This is a genomic window from Amycolatopsis orientalis, from assembly GCF_000943515.2.
Classification (GTDB): Bacteria; Actinomycetota; Actinomycetes; order Mycobacteriales; family Pseudonocardiaceae; genus Amycolatopsis; species Amycolatopsis orientalis.
Map to the genome: position 1 here is coordinate 5,343,564 of NZ_CP016174.1, position 20,394 is coordinate 5,363,957.

The window sequence follows — 20,394 nt, forward strand, 5'->3', positions numbered from 1 at the left end:
ATGGAGTAGCGCCGGCGGGCCGGTCAGGCGTGGGCTCGGCGTAAGCGTTCCGCCGCTTGCTCCCACAGCGCTTTGCCGGAAACCGCGGTGTAGCCGTGGAGTGCTTCCCAACGGAGGTCGTGGGCCACCGGCCACAGGCTCGCCGCCCACGCGACCTGATGCTCCTCCTCGGTGAACAGGCGGCCCCGCACGTCCTGGTAGGCCGCCAGGAACGCCTCGGTACTTTCGATCGGTGGCAGCAGCGCCGGTCCCAGCTTGGGGAACACCGCACTCGCGGCTCCCACCAAGGCGGCTTCCGGCTGCCAGGCCAGACTGTCCCAGTCGTGCACCGTCCAGACGTGCCGGTCATGCCATCGGAGGTTCTGCGCCTCGAAGTCGGCGTGGCCCAGGACGCGAGGCAGCTCGGCGGCCAGCATGCGCCGACGCGCCCTCTCGGCCGTCTCCACGACGTAGGCGGGCACGGCGCTCTGATCCTTCTCGTCGAGTGACTCGATCGACGGCCAAAGCCCGGGATCCTCGTGATCCCAGCGCACCCAGCGCGGATTCGGCCGAGGCGGCGCGACGGCGAAGTCCGCCAGTCCGGCCATCAGCCGGGCGAAGACCTCGCCGTAGCGGGCCGCCACTTCCGGCGAGTCGCCGCTCAGGATCTCGCCCCCTGCCCGGAATTCCTCGGCGTGCACGGCCAGCGGGCCGACGGCGACCACGGGCGTGAGCGGGCGGGCGCACGGGAAACCGTGCTCGGCGAGCCAGGTCTGCGCCGCGACACACGCCTCGATCCGGTCCTCGACCGGGCGGGCTTTGACCACGACGTCCGTGCCGTCGGCCAACCGGAGCCCGAACACCGCCGACATCGACCGGTGCTGGAACAGCACCTCGGCGGGGCGGCTCCCGAAATGGTCCTGACACCATGCCGGTAACCAGTGCGGTAGCGCGTCCATGGGCCCTTTCCCCTCATCTCACGCGGTGAAGGGCGCCTTCGACCCTGTATGACACTGAGTGCCAGAGTCAGCGCGGAGGCCGATCGCCGCCGTCGCGCAGGGCGGCACTCAGCTCGGCGATGACCTTGCTCAAGGGCGTCGCCGTCGTCATCACCGCGACCACGGTCTTTTCCTCGCCCTCCACGGCGGCATCGCGCTGCCGGAACGCGTCGAAGACGAGCGCGAACGCCTCGGTGGCACTGGCGGCGATGTCCCCCTTCCCGCCGCTGCGCAGCCAGCGCCGGAGCACATGGTTGTTGGCGGCCGCGATCGCCGCGGCGATGACGGCCGCGCGCAGACTCGCCGCCTCCTCACCTTGCTCCTCGAACCGCGCCTGCAGGTACCGCGCGAGCACCCGCTGGTAACGGTCGACGGTCGCGACCTCCTTGTCCCGCAACGAAGGAACCGTGCGAGTGAGATCGAACCGCTTGAGCGAAACTTCGAGATCGGCCGCGTAGGAGTCGAGGACCAGGCTGACCGCGGCGCAGGCCACCTCCACCGGGTCACGCCTCGGATCCGCCGAGGCGAACACCTCTTCCATCTCCGCCACGATCTCGTCGTGGTTGGCGAAGAGCACGTCGTCCTTGGCGTCGAAGTACCGGAAGAAGGTGCGGCGGCCGATCCCCGCGGCGGCCGCGATCTCGTCCACCGTGGTGGCCTCGTAACCGTTCGCGGCGAACAGATCCACCGCGGCGGAGGCGAGGGTGCGGCGCAGCCGGCGCCTGCCCGCCGGGGTCGCCCCGGCCCTGGACGCCGGCACACGACGTGGCGAATCGGTCATAGCCGGACGGTAGCAGCCCTACTTGCTAGTGGCACTGAGTGCCGTTAAGCTGGGACGGCACCCGGCCGTATGCACCCTCCGACAAGCGGAAGGCGTCGAACAATGTCGCTCGACCAGCAACTGCAGCCGATCGAGTCCCTCCTGCCCCGGGGACCGGTCCGCGATCAGGCCGACGCCTACTACGGCCGTCTCTTCGGCTGGCCGCTGAAATGGCGCGGCTCCCAGCCGTTCCTGGTGCTGGAGAACGGGATCTGCGCCGTGACCATGCCCACGCTCGACTCCGGTCCGGTCCTCGCCCGCCTCGCCTCCACCGGCTGCCAGGGCCCGGCCATCCTCCTGTCGACACCGCGGGGCCCGCGGGTGGCGGTGCTCGCCGAGACGGACGGGCTCATCCCTTCCCGTGCCGAGCTGCCGAGGAACTTCGACCTGCTCGCCTGGGGTTCGCTGCTCCCCCTGCCGGTCGGCTCACGGCGCACCGGCGACGACACGGACTGGATCTCGGCACCCGACCCCCAGCGGCGGTGGCTCCCCAGCCTGAGCGCCGTCGTCGCCGGGATCCGGCCGCGGTAAACCCCGCCCTCGAAGACACCGCGGCCGGTGTCCCTTGTGGACACCGGAAATCTTGGCGAAACCCTGTACTTCCCCTGGCCTTTTCCTGGGCCGGGCCTTCCCTGCCGAAATCCACAGTAGACGCATCAAGTTCACCCGATCAGGCAGGGAAACGAAACGATGCGTACCAAGGTCATGACCTACACCGGTATCTTCACGGCCGCCGCCGGACTCGCGCTGGTGACCGGATGCTCCACCGGGAACGCCCAGTCCGCCCCCGCCGCTCCCGCCGCCCCCACCGCGCAGGCGATCTCCGGGCTCTTCACCGACTGGAACGCCGCGCTGGCGACCGGCGACGCCGAGAAGGTCGCCGATCTCTACGCGCCCGACGCCGTCCTGCTCCCCACGGTGTCGAACAAGGTCCGCACCAACCGCGCCGAGATCGTCGACTACTTCCAGCACTTCCTGAAGAACAAGCCCGGCGGCAAGATCGAGCAGGAGGTCGTCAACGTCCTCGACGCGGACACCGCGGTCAACACCGGTGTCTACCGCTTCGGCCTCACCCAGGACAGTGTGGCGCAGGAGGTCGAGGCCCGTTACACCTTCGTCTACGAGCTTCGCGAAGGAAAGTGGCTGATCGTCAACCACCACTCCTCCGCCATGCCCGAGAAGAAGTAGCCGCTAAGCGGCCGCGCGCAACCAGATGCGGACGCACAGGCCGCCGCCGTCGGCATCGGCCAGGCCCACGGTGCCGCCGTCGTCGGTGACCAGTTGCTTGACGATCGCCAGTCCGAGCCCGGAGCCCGAAGGCCCGGTCATGCCCGTGCCGCGCCAGAACCGGTCGAACGCCCGGTGCTGGTCGGCCGCGGGCAGGCCGGGGCCCTCGTCGGACACCTCGATCAGGACGTCCTCGCCCGCCCTGCCGGTCCGGACGGTGACCGTGCTGCCCGGCGGCGAGACCTCGAGCGCGTTGGACAGCACGTTGTCCAGGACCTGTTCGAGGTTTCCGGGGCTGGACGACACCTCCTGGGCGCCGTCGGCGTGCTCCGCCCGCAGGAGCACGCCCCGTTCGGCGGCGACGGCACGCCAGACCTCGAACCGGTCGTCGATGACGTCCGCCACCCGGACCAGCTCCGGCGTGCCCACCGCGGCTTCCGCCCTCGCCAGCGTCAGCAGCCCGTTGACCAGGCGGTTCATCCGCACGACTTCGGCGGTGGCGAGGTCGATGTCCTCGCGCACCAGCGGATCCGACACCCCGTCCGCGACGTTGTCGAGGGAAAGCCGCAAGGCGGTGAGCGGGGTACGCAGCTGGTGCGAGGCGTCGGCGATGAACGCGCGCTGGGAGCGGACCAGCGTGTCGATCGTCTCCGCCGCGTTGTTCAGTGTCCTGGCCAAGGTCCGGGTCTCGGTCGGCCCGTATTCCGGCGCCCTGGCACCGAGGTCGCCGTCGCGCAGCCGCCGGGCCATCCGGTTGAGTTCACGGAACGGCCGGGTCAGCCGCCGGGCCAGCAGGACACCGAGGATCGCGGCGATGATCAGCACGGCCACCGCGAGTACCGCGCGGAAACCCCAGATCTGCACCTGCCGTTCGTTCAGCGGCGCGGAGGGATAGCTCACCCGCACCGCGCCGACGACCGCACCGCTCGCGTCGCGCGCCGGCACGGCCAGCACCAGGCCTTCGGTTCCCAGCGCGGGCGCGTCGCCCCATCGCGTGTCCTCCCGCCCGCTCAGCGCGGCGCCGAACGAGGGATCGTCCGGGGCGGCGGGCAACGGCAGCGGAGCGGCCGCCGTCCGGTCGGCGAGCAGGACGTCCAGCCGCCCGGGGGTCTCCTGACCGTAGGCGGCGGCCAGCCGGGCGAGTGCCTGCCGGGACGGGACGTCGGGTGCCGCGAGCAGCAAGGCCGCCGTCGCCGCCTCCCGGCGCACCGAGGTCTCCACGTCCCCCCGCAGCTGCCCGGTCAGGATGAAGGCCACCGGCACGGTGAACGCGGCGATCGCGATGGCGACCAGCACGACGTAGCTGACGACGAGCCTGCGGTTCATCAGGACACGACCAGCCGGAAGCCGACGCCCCGGACGGTCTCCAACGTCACCGCGTCACCGAGTTTCCGGCGCAGCGCGGCGATGTGGACGTCGAGCGTCTTGGTGGGGCCGAACCAGTTGGCATCCCAGACGGCCTCCATGATCTGCTCGCGGGTCAGCGCGGCACCGGGTTCCTCGGCGAGGAAGGCCAGCAGGTCGAACTCCTTGGGCGGCAAGGAAAGTTCCGTACCGTCCAGCCGCACCCGCCGGGCCCGCCGGTCGATGACGAGCCGCCCGCCGGCGTGGCTTTCCGGCGCCACGTCCGCGGCCGCCTCGCCCCTCGACGCCTTCGTCCGCCGGAGCACCGCGCGCATCCTGGCGACCACCTCTCGGACCCCGAACGGTTTGGAGACGTAGTCGTCCGCGCCGATCTCCAGGCCGACGACCCGGTCGACCTCGTCGGACCGCGCGCTGATCACGATGATCGGCACGTCGCTGCGCGCCCTCAGCTCCCGGCAGACGTCCAGCCCGTCGGTGTCCGGCAGGCCGAGGTCGAGCAGGACCACCTCGCCGGTGTCGGCGGTCAGGGCCTCCGCGCCCGTCCGGACCCACTCCACCTCGAAGCCGTACCGGACAAGACCACGCCGGAGCGACTCGGCGATGGGTTCGTCATCTTCGACCAGCAGTACTCGCACCCGGAGGATCATGCCAGCAACCTGCGAGAACGACCTACCTTCCTCGTGAGTGGTAATGACGGTTCTAACCCTCATTACCACTCACGAGCCACCCGACCCACTCTGTCCCGCCAGATGCTCGCACCGCTCGTGGGGGCGAAGCGGGCTTGGAAGAAGCGGAGGTGGGGTGGTTCGTGGACGAAGGTGAGGCCGTGGGTGATGTCGGCGCGCCGGCGGTGGACGCGGATGACGGTGTCGGCGACGTGGTCGATGTGGCTTTGGGTGTACACGCGCCGGGGAATGGCGAGCCGGAGGAATTCCAGTGCCGGATAACGGTTCTCGCCGGTGGCCGGATCGCGGCCGGCCGACACGGTGCCGCGTTCGACCCCGCGGATCCCGCCGTCGAGGTAGACCGCGGCGGCGAGGGTCTGGCCGGGCAGCGCGGTACGAGGAAGATGAGCGAGGACGGCGGTGGCGTCGATACAGACGCAATGACCACCGACGGGGTGCACGATCGGCACCCCCGCGGCGTCGAGCCGCTGGCCGAGGTACTCGACCTGGGCGATCCGCGCGCGGATGTGCCGTTCGTCGACGGATTCCACGATGCCCTGCGCGATGGCCTCCATGTCGCGGCCCGCCATGCCGCCGTAGGTGTGGAGGCCTTCGTAGAGCAGGACGAGCCCGCGTGCCTGTTCGGCGAGGCCAGGGTCCCGCAGGGCGATCCAGCCGCCGATGTTGGCGAGGCAGTCCTTCTTGGCAGACATGACGGCGCCGTCGGTGGGAGCGCAAAGGGCGAGCAGGATGTCCGCGATCGAGCGGTCCGCCCAGCCGGGCTCACGCTGTTGGACGAACCACGCGTTTTCGACGGCGCGGGCGGTGTCGAGGAAGACGGGGATCCCGTGCGCGTGAGCGAGGGCGCAGGCTTCGGTGAGATTGGCGACGCTGATGGGCTGGCCGCCCGCCATGTTCACCGTCGCGGCGAGCGAGACGTAAGGGATGGCGTCGGCGCCGTGTTCGGCGATGACGGCCCGCAGCTTGCCGAGGTCGACGTTGCCTTTGAACGGATGTCCGCCGCCCGCCTCGTGCGCTTCGTCGATGATGACGTCGTGGAAGGTGGCGCCGTTGAGTTCCTGGTGGGCGCGGGTGCTGGGGAAGTACATGTTGCCGGGGATGTGGGCGCCCGGCCGGATGAGACAGCGGGAGAGGATGTTCTCGCCGCCGCGGCCTTGATGGACGGGGATGACGTGCTCGTACCCGTAGTGCGCGCGGACGGCCTGTTCGAAGACATAGAAACTCTGGGCACCGGCATAGGCCTCGTCGCCGCGCATGAGGGCCGACCACTGCCTGTCGGACATGGCGTTGGTGCCGGAGTCGGTGAACAGGTCGATGTAGACGTCTTCGGAGCGGAGCAGGCAAGGATTCCAGCCCGCGGCCCGGAGCGCCTGTTCGCGCTGTTCACGGGTGACGGCGCGGATCGGTTCGACCATCTTGATCCGCCACGGTTCCGCTGGGTGGTCAGGCATCTCGGGTCACCTTGTTTCGTTCGAGCCGGTCGAGGATCGGGCCGGTCATGGCGGTCGTGACGAGGGCCATGGCGACCATCGCGGTGTAGAAGGCGCTGTCGATGACACCGAGGCCGAGCCCGATGCCGAGGAAGACGAGTTCGGTGACGCCGCGGGTGTTCATCAGGGCCGCGAACACCGCGGCCCGGCGGGGCGGGTCCCCGGCGAGACGGGCACCGAGATACGCGCCGCCGCCCTTGCCGGCGACAGCGACCACGATCACGGCGAGGATTTCGGCGACCAGGACGGTGTCGAGGTCGCCGAGGTCGACCTTCCGTCCTATGAGGACGAAGTACAACGGGACCAGTAGGGCACCGAGCGGCGCGATCAGCGCGACGGGATCATGGCGTGGCCCGGGCCTCCCGACGGCGGCGCCGACGAGGAACGCGCCGATCGCGGCGTGCAGGCCGATCGCGTCGGTCACCGCGGCCCCCGCGCAGGCGAGGACCACCATGACCACGGTCGCGGTCGGCCCGGACAGCCGCGCCGTCGCCTGCCCGAACCACGGCCGGGCCAGGAGGAACAGACCCAGCACCAACGGGAGCGCCGCCACGATCGGCCAGGCTCGCGTTCCACTGTGGACAGACGCGGCGACGAAGGCGAGCGCCGTCCACGCGGCGGCGTCGGTGATCGCCGCGGCGGTGAGCGCGCACTGGCCCCGCGGGTCGTCCAGCATCCGTCGTTCGGCCAGAATCCGTGCCAGCACGGGAAAAGCCGTCACCGCCATCGCCACCGCGGTGAACAGGACGAACGGCGTGGCCCCGAGGGGCGCATGGCGGCCGGCGAGCCAGAACGCGACCGGCGCGCCGAGTACGACCGGAACGATGGTCGCGCCGAGCGCGGGAACGAACGCCGTCCTGAGCCGTACCGCGGTCATGGACGGCGCGAGGCGGGCGCCGACGCCGAACAGGAACAGGACCAGGCCCAGCTGGGCGAGGGCGTCCAGGGTCGTGTCGACCCGGACGGGCAGACCCGGCCCGGATCGCAGGGCGGCACCGGCGACGAGCCCGCAGGTGATCTCCCCGAGGACGGCGGGCTGCCCGATCCTGGTGAAGACCCAGCCGAAGCCCCTGGCCAGGCTCAGCAGTACGGCGAGGGCGGCGAGCAGCAGGGCGAGATCAGGCATCGGGCACCCGCCACCGCCTGCCGTCCGCGGTGGGGACGAGCCCGCCGGGGAACATCGGCGGCTCGTCGCCCGCGGCGTCCCCGAGCAGGCCGCGTAACTGCAGCTGCACCCCTTCGGCGAGCACTTCGCCGAACATCTTGCGGGAGAAGTCCTTTGAGGACACTCCGCCGACGAGGTCGGCGAAGGCTTCGTCCGCGGCTCCGTGATGGCTGGTGAGTCGTCGCGCGTGCCGGAAGTAATCGCCTTCGTCGGCGTCCAGCTCGTAGAAGGTGATGAGGAAATCCCGGAACAACCCGAATTCCCGGCGATAGCGGGCTTCGAACTCGGCGAAGCAGCGGTTCTCGGCCAAGAGGCCGGACAGCGCGCTGTTGATCGACCGGGCGGCCAGCAGCGCGCTGTAGGTGGCCAGGTGCACGCCCGACGAGAACACCGGGTCGATGAAACACGCGGCGTCACCGACGAGCACCATGCCCGGGCACCACAGGACGGTCCGGTCGTAGGAATAGTCCTTCCGCACGCGGAGCCGGTCGTACGGCGGTTCGGTCGCGCGGCGCGCGTCCCGGAGGAACTCGCCGATCAGCGGGCAAGCGCCGATGAGCGCGGTGTAGGCGGCGTCGGGGTCGCCCTGCACCTTGTCCGCCGACTCGTGTTTGACGACGGCTCCGACGCTGGTCAAGGTGTCCGACAGCGGGATGTACCAGAACCAGCCGTCGGGGAACGAGACGCACAGGATGTTGCCAGAGCCGGGCTCGGGCATCCGCCTGCCGCCTTCGAAGTACCCGAACAGCGCCAGGTTCCGGAAATGCGGCGAATACTCGCGGGTGCCGCCGACGTCGTGATGGAGCCTGCTGCCGTGCCCGGAGGCGTCCACGACGAACCTGGCCGTCGCCCGCCGTTCGTGTCCGGTGTCGTCGGTGTAGCGGACACCGCCGATCCGGCCCCCGGCCCTGAACGTGCCGAGCGCCCGGTGTCCTTGCCGGACTTCGGCGCCGAGACGGCGGGCGGCGTCGAGCAGCAGGGTGTCGAACCGGGTGCGCTCGACCTGGTACGCGTACGACGTTGGCCCCGCCATCCGTTCGGAAGCGGCGAAGGAGAAGGTCCACGGTTCCGCGCCGGTGCCCCATTTGAAGGTACCGCCGCGTTTGCGGACGAAGCCTGCCCGTTCAATCTCCTCACGCACTCCGAGCATCGCGCAGATCCCGTGGATCGTGGCGGGCAGCAGGGATTCCCCGATCTGGTAACGCGGGAATCTTTCCTTGTCCAGCAGCAGTACCCGGTGGCCTTCCGCGGCGGTGAGCCCGGCGACCGTGGAGCCGCCAGGGCCGCCGCCCACGACGATCACGTCGTAATCGTCCATGACGACGTCACTCCTTCCGTGCGGGTGGGGACGAGTTCGGCGAGCTGGGCGACCGTGCGGCGCAAGAGGACGTCCCGCAGCGAACACGGCACTCCCCGTGCCCGCAGCCGTGCGGCGAGCGCCGCGGCGGAAAGGCTGTGGCCACCGAGGGCGAAGAAGTCGCTGTCCGCTTCGACCGCCGGGATCTCCAGCTGTACACGGAAAGCGGCGGCGACGAGTTCCTGCGTGGGGGTCAGCACGCCCGCCCGCGGGGCCACGTCGAGCGGCGCGAGGGCGGCGCGGTCGATCTTCCCGTTCGGCCCGAGCGGCATCTCGTCGAGCGGGATCACGGTGGACGGCATCAGATACGCGGGCAGCGTTTCCCGCAGCCGTTCCCGCACCCGCGCGACGGTGCCTGTGTCGAGCACGACGTAGGCGACCAGCCGCGGCTCGGCGCCTTCGGCCCGCACGACGGCCTGCCGGACACCGGGCATCGCGAGCAGCGCGTGCTCCGCCTCCCCCGGTTCGACCCGGTGGCCCCGGATCTTGACCTGATCGTCCAGCCTGCCCAGCCACTCCAGCCTGCCGTCCACCGCGAGACGGCACCGGTCGCCCGTCCGGTACCGGCGTTCTCCCGCGCCGACGAACCGGTCGGCGGTCAGCTCCGGAAGGCCGAGATAACCCAGTGCCAGGCAGGATCCGCTGATCAGCAGCTCGCCGGGTTCACCCCGCGGCACCGGCCGCAGCTCTTCGTCGACGATCCGGGCGGTGGTGTTGCCGATGGGGCGCCCGATCGACGGCGTCTCGCGCTCGTCGAGCCGGCAGGCCGTGGTGAACACCGTGCCCTCGGTCGGTCCGTAGAGATTCACGGCGGTGACGCCGTCGGCTTGCCGCAGTCGCGTCCAGAGATCCTGGCCGATGGCTTCCCCGCCCATCAGCAGCAGCCGGGGACGGCTCCGGCCGTCGAGCAGACCGGAGTCCAGCAGTGCCGACATCTGCGCGGGCACCGCTTCCACGACCGGCAGCCGGTGTTCACGGACGAAGTCCACATAGGACTCCGGATCGGCGCGGACGAGGTCGGGAACCAGATGCAGTTCATGCCCGCCCGCCAGCCACGACAGCGGATTCCACGAGGCGTCGAAGGACAGCGGTAAACCGTGCGCGACCCGTTGCGGGCCACGGCCCGCCGGGAAGAACCCGGCGGCGAGTTCGCCGTACAGGTTGACCAGGCTCCGGTGGCCCACCACCACCCCTTTGGGCAAGCCTGTCGAACCGGAGGTGTAGATGATGTACGCCGGACCCGGGACGCAGCGGGGCGGTCGGCGACCGTCCTGACCGGCGAGCTCCGCCTTCCAGTCCTCATCGGACAGCACCACGTCCGCCCGCGGCGCCAGGCCCGCGACGTCGGTCAGCACGACGGCGGGCCGGGCGTCACCGAGGATCGCGTCCACCCGGGCGGCGGGCAGGGCGGGATCGATCGGCAGATGGACCGCCCCCGCCTTCGCCGTCGCGAGCACTCCCAGCACCGCGCGCACGGACCTCGTCATCGCGCAGGCCACCACCGTTCCCGGCGCCGCACCCGCGGCGCGCAGGGCGTGGGCGAGCCGGTTGCCCCAGAGGTCGAGCTCGCCGAAGGTCCAGGCGACCTGGTCGGCGACCAGGGCTCTGCGGGCAGGTGTCCGCCGTGCCTGTCGCTGGAACAGGTCGCACCAGGTCCCTCGCGGAAGCCTGCGGGTCACTCCATGCAATACCGACGGCTCGTTCATCGCACGCCCCCGGCGGGCAGGCAGACCGACGCCCAGAACCCGGCTTCCCGGCCCGGTGTCAGCACGTCGAGATGACCACCGGGCACGACACGGCTTTCGAACCGCCCTGTCGTCCAGACCCGCCATGCCCCGGCGGCGTCATCGCCCTCCGCGAACGCCGGGTCGTCCTCACCCCGGATCGCGACGATCGGACAGGACAGCATCGGCTTGGCGGGGCCGGGATAGGCGCTGGTCAGGCGGAGATCGGCATCGAGAAGGCCCAGAGCGTAGTCCCGGAACTCGGCCGCCCCGGGGCGGCCGGCCATGGAGACCAGGCCGACCCGATCGAACAGCCGCCCGACTTCGGCGGCGTCCGCCCTCGCGTATCTCCCCCGCACTCGCCGCTGCGGCGCGCACACTCCGACGACGATCAGCGCCGCGGGCGCCGTCCGCCCCCGGCCGTGGACGCGGTGGGCCACTTCGAGCGCGACGAACGCGCCCATGCTGAACCCGACCAGCGTGATCCGGGAAACGCCCTCCTCCCCGAAGTGGTCGAAGGTTTCCCGCGCGATCTCCCCCGCCAGCTCCTCGATCGATGCGGCGGACGGCTCGGCGAGACGCTCACCGCGTCCGGGATACTCGACGCCCCACACCCCGAAACCGGACGATGCCTGGGCGAGCCCGCGCAGGCCGAGAACCGTTCCCCCGGCGGGCGGAAAGCACAGATATCCGTGCCCGGAGCCGCCCTCTGTGTCCATTGTGGACAGACGTGTGATGGCAGTGTTCATTGCCGCGCTCTCCCGAACTGGTCCGTCGACGGGATGAAGCCGTCACGGAAGACGAAGCCGGAGGGCACGGCACGATTCCCGCCGACGGGACCCGCGGACGCCTCGCGCCCGGGTGTCCACGATGGACGAAGGGGTATCGGCCGCCGTGTCCTCAAGCGGCTTTTCACGATGTCGCGCCATCCCGGTGAAGACCCCGGGGTCCGCGCGGATGACGCGCCTTGACGAAGACCTGCCTCGCCTTGCCCGCACCTTTGGGTGATTCCGCGACCGCGTCGACCGCGGGAAAGGTGAGGGACTCCTTCCTGATCTCTTCCGTTGTGTACTAACCGTCAGAGGTGTTAGTGCGAAAGATACGACGCCATTAGCCCGTCCGGGGTAACAGTTTGATGGCGGGATCAAACGTGCTGCAAGAGGCCACCAGGGCGTCGTCCCGCTCCCTCACGCGGGCTACCTCACGTAGGGTGACCATCCGCTGGAGACGCGCGTGAAGGCCCCCTTCCCTACCCTCGAAGTCAGGGTCTCGGCGAAGTGGCATCGTGCAGGTCAGGCACGTCCTTGTCATGGCGCAGGTCGACGATGAAGGAATGGGGACGTTGAGTGTCCCGATTCCTTCATGGACGCGGGGTCACACCCGTCGTGAAGCTTGATCAACAGGAGATCGAGACCTGCCCCCAGAACCCGGCACACCCCGAGTGGGGAAGATTCCGGACGTTCAACGACCGGAATCTTCCCCACTCGAACCCCGCAGGCACCAGCGACGTCACACCTGGACCATCACGAGCAGCACTGACCACCAGCCCACCCCTCACCGCAGCCGGGAGTCCGTGAAGGCACTCGCCGTGACCGGCGACGCGCCAGTGTTACCGCTAGTGAGGGGTGCGTGGATTCAGGGACGTTCAACGTCCCTGAATCCACACACCCCTCATGCCGGTCCTCATCCTCAACGTAGGGGCCTTCACGCGCAAAGCGGTCCGTCAGCCCGCGAGCGGGAGCGCGGCGGGCTCGGGCAGGCCGAAGACCGACAGGTCGATCGATTCGCCGAGGATCCGGTCACCCGCGGCGTTGGGGTGGTAGCAGTCGTTCCGCCACTCCTGCCGGATCACCGTCGGATCGGCGGGGTCGCGCAGGACGGCGTCGAAGTCCACCACCGCGTCGAACGTCCCGGACGTGCGGATCCACTCGTTGACCGCGAGCCTGGCCTGTTCCTTCGATCCGCCCGCCGGGTTGCACATCGGCAGGATGGTGGCGCCGATCATCTTCCGCCCGGATGCGTGCACCTTCGCCGCGATCGTCCGCATGGCGTTGATGACCTGGGACGCGGGGGCGGGCGGCGCGTAGTTGCCGCCGCCGAGGTCGTTGGTGCCCTCCAGGAGGAGGACGTAGCGCACGCCCGGCAGGGAGAGGACGTCACGGTCGAGCCGCAGCGGGGCGGGCGGGCCACAGCACTGGTTCGTCGGATCGTACGGATTCGGCTGGACGCTGACGGTGTTGCCGCTGATCCCGGCGTTGGCGACCGAAAGCCGTCGTCCCGGTGGCAGCTTCCCGATCCGCTCCGCCAGCACGTCGGTCCAGCGCGGGCCGCCGCCGAAGGCGTTGTAGCCGTCGGTGATCGAGTCGCCGAGCGCGACGATGGTGCCGCGCGCGGCAGAGACCGCGCTGACGGCGTCCACCCACCACAGGTTTCCTGGCGAGAAGGCGCCGAAGGCGGCCCCCGACTCGTCCGCTCCGGCATCACCCGGTCCGGCCGACAGGAACGACCCCGGGGTGTCGGTCTCCGGCGGCGGGAAGATGTGGGCGTTGATCGGCGAGCCCGGCGCGTACACGCTCACCGAGACGTGGTCGCCCGCCCGCACGGTCAGCGGCAGCGGGTCGCTCCAGACCCCGCCTCCCGGCGGCACCGTCACCGTGCGCCTGAACCCGAACGTGGCGCGGCGGTTCGAACCGGGCACCAGCGCGGGCGAATCCGTCGAGGGCTGGAGCCCGACCCACACCGACCGCACGGCCAGCGCGGTGTCGCCGAACGGGTTGCCCAGCCGGATCCGCAGCGCCGTCCCGTCCGCGGTGACGGTGAGGACGTTGCGGATCGTGGCGTCGGGAGCCGTGCCGTGGACGCCCTGGAGGGACGATTCGGTCAGCGTGACCGAATGCGGCCAGGCGCCGCCCGTGGGCGCGGCCTCCGCCGTCGCCGGAGTCAGAACCGACGCGGCGACGGCCAGCAGGACGACCGATCGACGTATTCCCATAAAGGCGCTCCCAGGCAGCGGACTTCGGTGGGTCGTGAGTGGCAAGTGCCGTTCTAACGACACTTACCACTCACGACCCAGGTGAGCATCAGGAAGAGGAAACCGAGAAGCTGTTCGAAGTGAAGTTCATCCCGCCGCTGGACGACGTGATCTCGAAGCCGAACTGGACTTCACCGAGGGTCACATCGCCGTACCAGCCGCGGTTCTTGATCCAGTTCATGACCGCCAGCACGTCCACCGAACCCGCGTTCGTGTTCGAGGTCCGCAGGAAGGAGAACACCTCGTTGTGGCCGTTGCTTCCCCGGTAGACGTCCCACGTGTGGCCACCGACGGTGGCCGTCGCCTGCTTCGAGCCGATCGCGCCGACCGCGCCCTGCTTGTTCATCCACAGCATGATCTCGTAGGCGTTGTTGTTCGCCCAGATGTCGTACGCCGTCGCGTAGGCGCCGCTTCCCGGCCTGGAGACGTTGAAGCTGCTGGAAAGGCTCCGCAGCCCGCTCAACTGGCGGCCGATGTTCTTGCCCGAATGGGGATACGACTTCACGCCGCCGGTGTTCGGGTGATCCGCCCAAACCCCGAAGTTGCTGTAGGAGTTCGCCCAGATGGACTGCGGGCCGACGCCGGAGCCCCAGACGTTGTTGCGGACCGTATAACCGCCGTTGGACCAGCTTCCCCATTTGTCCGAGGAACTCCAGGTGGCGGCCTGTGCCGTGCCCCCTATCACCAGGGTGGCGACCAATGCCATCACGATACTGCTCATCAAGGACCGTACTGGACTACGCATGGCCGGGTTTCCTTCCGTGCACCATTGCGCGGGTATGGGAGAAATCGGCGCCCGATATCGAAGCGCTTCGACAAAGTGTCGCAGCATTCGCACCGAACGGTCAAGAGTCATCCAGGATAAGCGGTCGGCGGAAATTGTCTTACCTCTTCACGAGATAGGCGCCCCCCGGCCGCGTGTCCAGCCTGATGGTGTCGATTCCGGTCCGCGTCCACCGCACGGTTCTGCCCGTATGCGCGTCGAGGACCCGGAACGAGGTCTTGAGCAGGTCGTTCTTCACCGAAACCGGGCCGCCCTTGTCGGCGCAGAGCCGAAGCTCGACGCTCTGACCTGCCCGCCAGGTCGCCCCCACGGTGAACGCGCCACGGGCCCGCAGCCCGTCGACCTGCCCGGCGGGCCAGGCCGAGGGCAGCGCCGGGAGCAGGTGCACCGTTCCGGTCTGGCTCTGCACCAGCATTTCCGCGACCGCCGCGGTGGCACCGAAATTGCCGTCGATCTGGAATGGCGGATGGGTGTCCCACAGATTCGGCAGCGTCTGGAACCGCAATTGATCGCGGAAGGCTTCGAACGCCGATTCGCCCTTCAACAACCGGGCCCAGAAATTGGCCTTCCACGCCCGGCTCCACCCGGGCGCTCCCGCTGTTCCGCCCGCTTCGCGCGCGGCCAGTGATTTCTCGGCGGCCGCGGCGAACTCCGGTGTGCCGAGTGGTGAGATCTGCCTGCCCGGATGCAACCCGTAGAGATGCGAAACGTGCCGATGGGTGTCCGCGGGATCGTCGAGATCCTCTTTCCATTCCTGCAGCTGCCCCCAGGATCCGACGCGCAGGCCTGGATCCAGTTTCGCCCGCGCGCCGGCGACCCGGGAACGGAAGGCCTGATCGCCGCCGAGGACCTCGCCCGCGTCCAGCACGTTGGTGAACAGGTCCCACACGACCTGCTGCGACATCGCCGCACCGGCGGTGTACGGACCGTGTTCGGGCGAATAGGACGGAACCGCCACGAGTTTCCCGTCGCGGGGATCGGCCTGCAGCGAGTCCAGCCAGAACCGCGCGGCCTCGCGCAGGATCGGGTACGCCTTCTCGCGCAGGAAGCCGCGGTCCTGGGTGAATTCGTAGTGCTCCCAGAGGTGCCGCGACAACCAGGCGGCGGACTCGGGGAACCAGAACGCGGTCGGCCAGTCGTGGACCCCGGTGTAGTCGAAGGGGTTGGTTTCGTTGTGCAGCACGAAACCACCGGCGTCGAACATGGTGCGGGCCGTTTCCCGGCCACGGGGCCGGAGCCGGTCGATGAAGTCGAAGAGCGGCGGTGTGGTCTCGCCGAGGTTGGTGACTTCGGCAGGCCAGTAGTTCATCTGCAGATTGATGTTGACGTGATAGTCGGCCGACCACGGCGCCGACGAGGACTGGTTCCAGACTCCCTGCAGGTTCGCCGGCAGCGAGCCGGGCCGCGAGGAGCTGACCAGCAGATACCTGCCGTAGTTGAAGAACAGCGCCTCCAGCGCCCGGTCGGCGGCACCCGGCCCGCCGGTGTAGGCGGCGAGGAGCCGGTCGGTCGGCATCGATGGTGTCTGCTGGCCGATGTCGAGCCTGACCCGGTCGTACAGGGTGCGATAGTCGCGCTCGTGCCGGGCGAGCAGGTCGTCGAACGACCTCCGCGCCGCCGCGTCGATCGTCGCGCCGACGCGCTGATGCGGGAACCGGCCGACGTAGTCCGGGTAGCGGTGGACGTAGTCGGTGCCCGCGGCCAGTACCAGCGTCACCGAGTCGGCGCCGGACACCGCGATCCCGTCGGCGGAATCGACCCGGCTGCCGCCCTGGTTCCGCACGAGCAGCTGCGCTTCGAGCGCCATGCCGTTGTCCGCCAGTTCGCCTGCCAGCGTCAGCCTGCCATCGGAGACCGAGACCGCCGACCGCGGATGCGGCGAAGTGAGTCTCGTGGTGAACGACACCGCGCCGGGACGGTCCGCGCTCACCCGGACGACGATCACGCCGTCCGGGTAGCTCGCGAAGGACTCCCGCGTGTACCGGACCCCGTCGGCCACGAACCCGACGCGGCTCAGTGCCCGGGAGATGTCCAGCTCCCGGCGGTAATCCTTGACCTCGGCCGGTTCGGCGCCGTCCAGGTAGACGTCGCCGAAGCTCTGATAGCTGCCGTACGCCCGCTTGGGCTGTCCCAGCAAGGCGGCCATCGCTTCGGGCTGCTGCGGCCCTTTCTCCAGGATCGCCTTCCTGGCCTCGGCCAGCGCGCCGGGCCGCGGCGACTCCCAGTTGCCGCCCGTGTAGGCGGGATCGGCACCGGGGCCGCCGGACCACAACGATTTCTCGTTGAACTGCAGGTGCTCCCGCGCGACACCACCGTGGACGGTGGCGCCGAGCGCGCCGTTGCCGATGGGGAGGGTCTGGCTCTCCCAGTCGGTGGCGGGCCGGTCGTACCAGAGCCCCTGCCGTTCCCTGACCGGAGGCGTGCCGCAAGCCGCGGCTCCCGGCAGCGCGTACGCGGGCAAGGGCGTGAGCACGCCTGCCAGCAACACACCGGCCAGCAACGGGAACCTGACCTTCACCACGGCACGCCTCCTTCGTTCAGTCGAGCGTCCGGAAACCGGCTACCGCAAAGAGAACGTGCTGATCCTCGCGTCGGAGGTGAACACGAGGTAGACGTCCTGCCGTCCGCTCAGCCCCGACACCGTTGCGGTGGTGGTCGAGTACTTGTACTTGTCACCGGTGGCGGCGATCTGCGCGGTGCCGACCAGCCTGCCGCGCGGGCCGCCGAGCCGGATCTCCACAGTGGACGTTCCGGCTTCGGCGCGAGCCGTCCTGGCGGTGAACGTCTTCGCCCCGGAACGGAAGTCCACGTCGCTGAAGCGCAGCCAGTCCCCCGCTCCGACGCCGACCGCCTCGCCGCGGACCTTGCTTTCGTCGACCAGTTCGACACCCGAGTAGTCGTCGAAGTCGATCGCCCTCGTGTCCCTGGTCAGATCGCGCGGCGGGATCTGCTCGCCGCGGACGGGCAGCGCCGACCGCAGCCGGATGTCGGAAGCGGACGCCCCCACCATCACCTCGTGGACGGAGGTCTCCAGCACCCACTTGCCGCGGGTGACGTCCCAATGCCTGAGGTCGGGCACCGACAGGCGCACCGTCTTGGTCTGTCCCGGCTGCAGGTTCACCCGCTCGAAGCCGCGGAGCTGCTGGTTCGGCTGCTTGTCGCGGGAGACCAGCTGGCGGGTGTAGAGCTGGACCACCTCGTCACCGGCACGCTTCCCGGTGTTGGTGACGTTCACGGTCGCCTCGAACGTCCCTTGTGGACCCGGTTTGCCCAGGCGCAGATCGCTGTAGCGGAAGTTCGTGTAGGACAGACCGTGCCCGAAGCTGTAGAGCGGGTCGCCGTTGAAGTACTGGTACGTGGTGCCGCGTTTCATGATGTCGTAGTCGAGGATGTCCGGGAGGTCGGCATCCGAGCGGTACCAGGTCTGGGTGAGGCGGCCCGCCGGGTTGACGTCGCCGTAGAGCACGTCGGCGAGCGCGTTGCCGGTCTCCTGGCCGGCGTGTGACGTCCACAGGATCGCGGGGACGTTCTCCTGCTCCCAGTTCAAGGTCGTGGGATAGCTGTTCTCGACCACCACGACGGTGTTCGGGTTCGCCTTGCGCACGGCCTTGATCAGCTCGCTCTGGCTCTCGGCCAGCGCCATCGTGGTGCGGTCATGGTCTTCCCGGCCGTTGATGAACGGCATGCTGCCCACCACCACGACCGCCGTTTCGGCCGACCGTGCCGCGCTCACCGCGCTGTCGATCCCCGAGGTGACCTGCTCCTTGCGGAACTTGGTCGCGCCCGCCGCGTTCGGCGAACCCAGCGTCAGCGTGCCGTCGGCGGCCACGGTGAGGTAGCTGTTCGGGCCGTCCCAGTCGTTCGGGGTCTCGTACCCGGCGTACTTGATCACGACCGTGCCGTCACCCGCGTCCTCCAGCTTGAACTGCTGGTGGACGAACCAGTCACGCGGCTGCGGTGCCTGGTTGACGAACGGGCTGCTGGCGTTGGAGAGCCCCTGCCGCTCGACGTACTTGCCGTTGGCGACACTGCGCAGGGTCAGAACGCCTTGGCCCCAGTCGAAGGCGTCGAACTGCTCGGTGGCGCCGACGCTGGTGGCACCGGTCTTGAGCACCGCGCCCGCGTCACCCGCACCGCCGCTGAGGTACTTACCGGTGGCGGCGTCGCGCAGGGCGATCCGGTCGACGGCCTCGGTGTCGGTGACCTTGGCGCCCGCACCCAGCCGGGCCCGGATCCCGTCCACCGGCGTCACCTTGTACGGCAACCCGCCGGAGTACCAGTCGGTGTACAGGGTCTTCTCCAGCGGCCCGATCACCGCGACACTGCGCTTCGGGTCCAGCGGGAGGGTCGCGCGGTCGTTCTTCAGCATGACCATGGCCTCACCGGCCGACTTGCGGGCCAGTTCCCGGTGCGCCGGGCTGTTCACCACGTCCTTGCCGATCTTGGCGTACGGGCCGCCGTCCGGGTCGAATTCACCGAGCCGGAAACGGACGCTCAGTACATGCTTCGCCGCCTTGTCGATATCCGACTCGGCGAGCAATCCCTTGGCCAGCGCGGAATTGATGATCTTCACGGTGGGGGCGGAGTCCTGGTTGTCGACGGTGAAGCCGTCGAGACCGGCCTTGAGCGCGGCCGAGAACCCTTCCTCGCTCGTCCCGTAGTACTTCTGGGAACCGGTCAGGTTGTGCGGTCCGGCGGCGTCGCTGACGTTGTAGAGCGTCTTGCCGGTCCAGCTCCGCACGACGTCGTTGAGGTCGGGGTTGACCGTCGCCGGCCGTCCGTTGACGAGGTTGTACGAGCTCATCACCCCGGTCGCCGCGTCGGCCGCGATCGCCGGTTTGAACGCCTGCTCGTCGTATTCCCGCAGCACCCGCGGGCGCAGGTTGGACGACGTCGTGGTGCGGTCGACCTCGTTGTTGTTGGCCAAGTAATGCTTCAGCACCGGAGCGCTCTTGAGGTACTGGGGGTGGTCACCCGTCATCCCCTTGCCGTACGCCGTCGAAATGGCGCCGGTCAGCAACGGGTCTTCGGAGTAGCCCTCCTCGTTGCGTCCCCAGCGGGGATCGCGCAGCAGGTTCACCACCGGCGCCCACAACTGCAGGCCCCAGAATCCGGGGTCCTGCGAGTGGTAGGCCCGCGCCTCGTCACCGACGACCGAACCGATCTTCTTGATCAGGGCCGGGTCCCAGGTGGAGGCGAGCCCGACGGCCTGCGGGAAGACGGTGGCGTTCGCGGTCACGACGTTGCCGTTCGTCCGCTCGGTCGTCCAGCCGAGGCCGTGCAGCGCCTCGGTCCCCGTCTTGAACTCCGGGACGCCCAGTCGCGGGATCGCCGGCTGGAACTGGTGCAGCAACGACACCTTCTCCGCGAGGGTCAGCCGCTTCACCAGATCGTCCACCCGGGTGTTCAACGGGAGGGCGGGATCTCGGAACGGGTACGAGTTCAGTTCGTCCGCGACCGCGGGTGAGGCGAGGCCCACCGTCAGCGCGACCGCTGTGGTGAACATGCCCATCCGGCGGAGGCGGGCGAAGAGAGCTGCTCTGCTCATGGGGACTCCATCGCGAGGGAGAATCGAAGCGCTTCGACAGACGGGGTGGAGTTGTCGGCGACTTTTCGAACAGTGGTGATCGTCAAGCGAACGAACGAAAGAGAATCGACCGTCGAAACGATTCGACCTCCGTGTTACGGGGATGTTAGCCGACGGTTCCCGGCGAGACAATGGTCCTTTTCCGCCCTCTTCACCGGCGGAAACCGCTTTCCCGCGCGTC

General features: G+C 69.4%; 15 protein-coding genes. 2 read left to right on the top strand and 13 right to left on the bottom strand.

Going from position 1 to position 20,394, the window contains the following annotated elements; genetic code table 11:
- Positions 1-23: 23 nt before the first annotated feature.
- Entirely contained in the window at positions 24-938 is a 915-nt protein-coding gene (locus SD37_RS23420; RefSeq protein ID WP_044854888.1) for a phosphotransferase enzyme family protein, read from the bottom strand.
- A gap of 67 nt (positions 939-1,005) precedes the next feature.
- Entirely contained in the window at positions 1,006-1,758 is a 753-nt protein-coding gene (locus tag SD37_RS23425; RefSeq protein ID WP_044854887.1) for a TetR family transcriptional regulator, read from the bottom strand.
- A 102-nt stretch (positions 1,759-1,860) separates the two neighbouring features.
- Here SD37_RS23425 and SD37_RS23430 point away from each other — a divergent pair, with 102 nt between their 5' ends.
- Both SD37_RS23430 and SD37_RS23435 read left to right on the top strand, forming a co-directional pair.
- Positions 1,861-2,328, top strand: a complete 468-nt coding sequence (locus tag SD37_RS23430) for a hypothetical protein (RefSeq protein ID WP_044854886.1) — start codon at positions 1,861-1,863, stop codon at positions 2,326-2,328.
- A 159-nt stretch (positions 2,329-2,487) separates the two neighbouring features.
- A complete protein-coding gene (locus SD37_RS23435) occupies positions 2,488-2,985 on the top strand; it encodes an SgcJ/EcaC family oxidoreductase (RefSeq protein WP_052675080.1) in 498 nt (165 codons plus the stop codon).
- Between the two features lie 3 nt (positions 2,986-2,988).
- On the opposite strand, the gene SD37_RS23440 is transcribed toward SD37_RS23435, so the two are convergent.
- The 11 genes from SD37_RS23440 to SD37_RS23490 form a co-directional block, all read right to left on the bottom strand.
- Positions 2,989-4,350 (bottom strand): sensor histidine kinase, encoded by a 1,362-nt coding sequence (locus SD37_RS23440; RefSeq protein WP_044854885.1) that lies wholly within the window; start codon positions 4,348-4,350, stop codon positions 2,989-2,991.
- Positions 4,350-5,036 carry a response regulator transcription factor gene (locus SD37_RS23445; protein WP_044854884.1) on the bottom strand — a complete coding sequence of 229 codons (687 nt, stop codon included), beginning with the start codon at positions 5,034-5,036 and terminating at the stop codon, positions 4,350-4,352. Before SD37_RS23445 ends, SD37_RS23440 begins: the two co-directional genes overlap by 1 nt.
- Positions 5,037-5,098: 62 nt before the next feature.
- Complete coding sequence (locus SD37_RS23450) at positions 5,099-6,526, bottom strand: tryptophanase (RefSeq protein ID WP_044854883.1); 1,428 nt, start codon at positions 6,524-6,526, stop codon at positions 5,099-5,101.
- On the bottom strand, positions 6,519-7,691 hold the full coding sequence (locus tag SD37_RS23455) for a cation:proton antiporter (protein WP_044854882.1): 1,173 nt from the start codon (positions 7,689-7,691) through the stop codon (positions 6,519-6,521). The genes SD37_RS23450 and SD37_RS23455 overlap by 8 nt, the downstream gene beginning before the upstream one ends.
- Positions 7,684-9,048 (bottom strand): tryptophan 7-halogenase, encoded by a 1,365-nt coding sequence (locus SD37_RS23460; protein WP_044854881.1) that lies wholly within the window; start codon positions 9,046-9,048, stop codon positions 7,684-7,686. The genes SD37_RS23455 and SD37_RS23460 overlap by 8 nt, the downstream gene beginning before the upstream one ends.
- The gene (locus tag SD37_RS23465; RefSeq protein ID WP_236725094.1) at positions 9,030-10,766 is read right to left on the bottom strand and encodes an amino acid adenylation domain-containing protein; all 1,737 of its coding nucleotides are present in this window, start codon (positions 10,764-10,766) and stop codon (positions 9,030-9,032) included. Before SD37_RS23465 ends, SD37_RS23460 begins: the two co-directional genes overlap by 19 nt.
- Before the next feature lie 23 nt (positions 10,767-10,789).
- A complete protein-coding gene (locus SD37_RS23470) occupies positions 10,790-11,560 on the bottom strand; it encodes a thioesterase II family protein (RefSeq protein ID WP_044854879.1) in 771 nt (256 codons plus the stop codon).
- A 974-nt stretch (positions 11,561-12,534) separates the two neighbouring features.
- Positions 12,535-13,803: a GDSL-type esterase/lipase family protein gene (locus SD37_RS23475; RefSeq protein ID WP_044854878.1), complete on the bottom strand. Its 1,269-nt coding sequence runs from the start codon at positions 13,801-13,803 to the stop codon at positions 12,535-12,537.
- Positions 13,804-13,891: 88 nt separating this feature from the next.
- Complete coding sequence (locus SD37_RS23480; protein ID WP_044854877.1) at positions 13,892-14,587, bottom strand: glycoside hydrolase family 12 protein; 696 nt, start codon at positions 14,585-14,587, stop codon at positions 13,892-13,894.
- 139 nt (positions 14,588-14,726) lie between these two features.
- On the bottom strand, positions 14,727-17,147 hold the full coding sequence (locus tag SD37_RS23485; protein ID WP_201788844.1) for a glycoside hydrolase family 95 protein: 2,421 nt from the start codon (positions 17,145-17,147) through the stop codon (positions 14,727-14,729).
- A 39-nt stretch (positions 17,148-17,186) separates the two neighbouring features.
- Positions 17,187-20,174 carry a glycoside hydrolase family 3 protein gene (locus SD37_RS23490; protein ID WP_083255062.1) on the bottom strand — a complete coding sequence of 996 codons (2,988 nt, stop codon included), beginning with the start codon at positions 20,172-20,174 and terminating at the stop codon, positions 17,187-17,189.
- Positions 20,175-20,394: the final 220 nt, after the last annotated feature.

Coding starts and splice junctions, on each gene's coding strand:
- SD37_RS23430 (WP_044854886.1), top strand. CDS start 1,861: ATGTCGCTCGACCAGCAACTGCAGCCGATCGAGTCCCTCCTGCCCCGG.
- SD37_RS23420 (WP_044854888.1), bottom strand. CDS start 938: ATGGACGCGCTACCGCACTGGTTACCGGCATGGTGTCAGGACCATTTC.
- SD37_RS23490 (WP_083255062.1), bottom strand. CDS start 20,174: ATGAGCAGAGCAGCTCTCTTCGCCCGCCTCCGCCGGATGGGCATGTTC.
- SD37_RS23475 (WP_044854878.1), bottom strand. CDS start 13,803: ATGGGAATACGTCGATCGGTCGTCCTGCTGGCCGTCGCCGCGTCGGTT.
- SD37_RS23435 (WP_052675080.1), top strand. CDS start 2,488: ATGCGTACCAAGGTCATGACCTACACCGGTATCTTCACGGCCGCCGCC.
- SD37_RS23460 (WP_044854881.1), bottom strand. CDS start 9,048: ATGGACGATTACGACGTGATCGTCGTGGGCGGCGGCCCTGGCGGCTCC.
- SD37_RS23425 (WP_044854887.1), bottom strand. CDS start 1,758: ATGACCGATTCGCCACGTCGTGTGCCGGCGTCCAGGGCCGGGGCGACC.
- SD37_RS23440 (WP_044854885.1), bottom strand. CDS start 4,350: ATGAACCGCAGGCTCGTCGTCAGCTACGTCGTGCTGGTCGCCATCGCG.
- SD37_RS23450 (WP_044854883.1), bottom strand. CDS start 6,526: ATGCCTGACCACCCAGCGGAACCGTGGCGGATCAAGATGGTCGAACCG.
- SD37_RS23480 (WP_044854877.1), bottom strand. CDS start 14,587: ATGCGTAGTCCAGTACGGTCCTTGATGAGCAGTATCGTGATGGCATTG.
- SD37_RS23470 (WP_044854879.1), bottom strand. CDS start 11,560: ATGAACACTGCCATCACACGTCTGTCCACAATGGACACAGAGGGCGGC.
- SD37_RS23445 (WP_044854884.1), bottom strand. CDS start 5,036: ATGATCCTCCGGGTGCGAGTACTGCTGGTCGAAGATGACGAACCCATC.
- SD37_RS23455 (WP_044854882.1), bottom strand. CDS start 7,691: ATGCCTGATCTCGCCCTGCTGCTCGCCGCCCTCGCCGTACTGCTGAGC.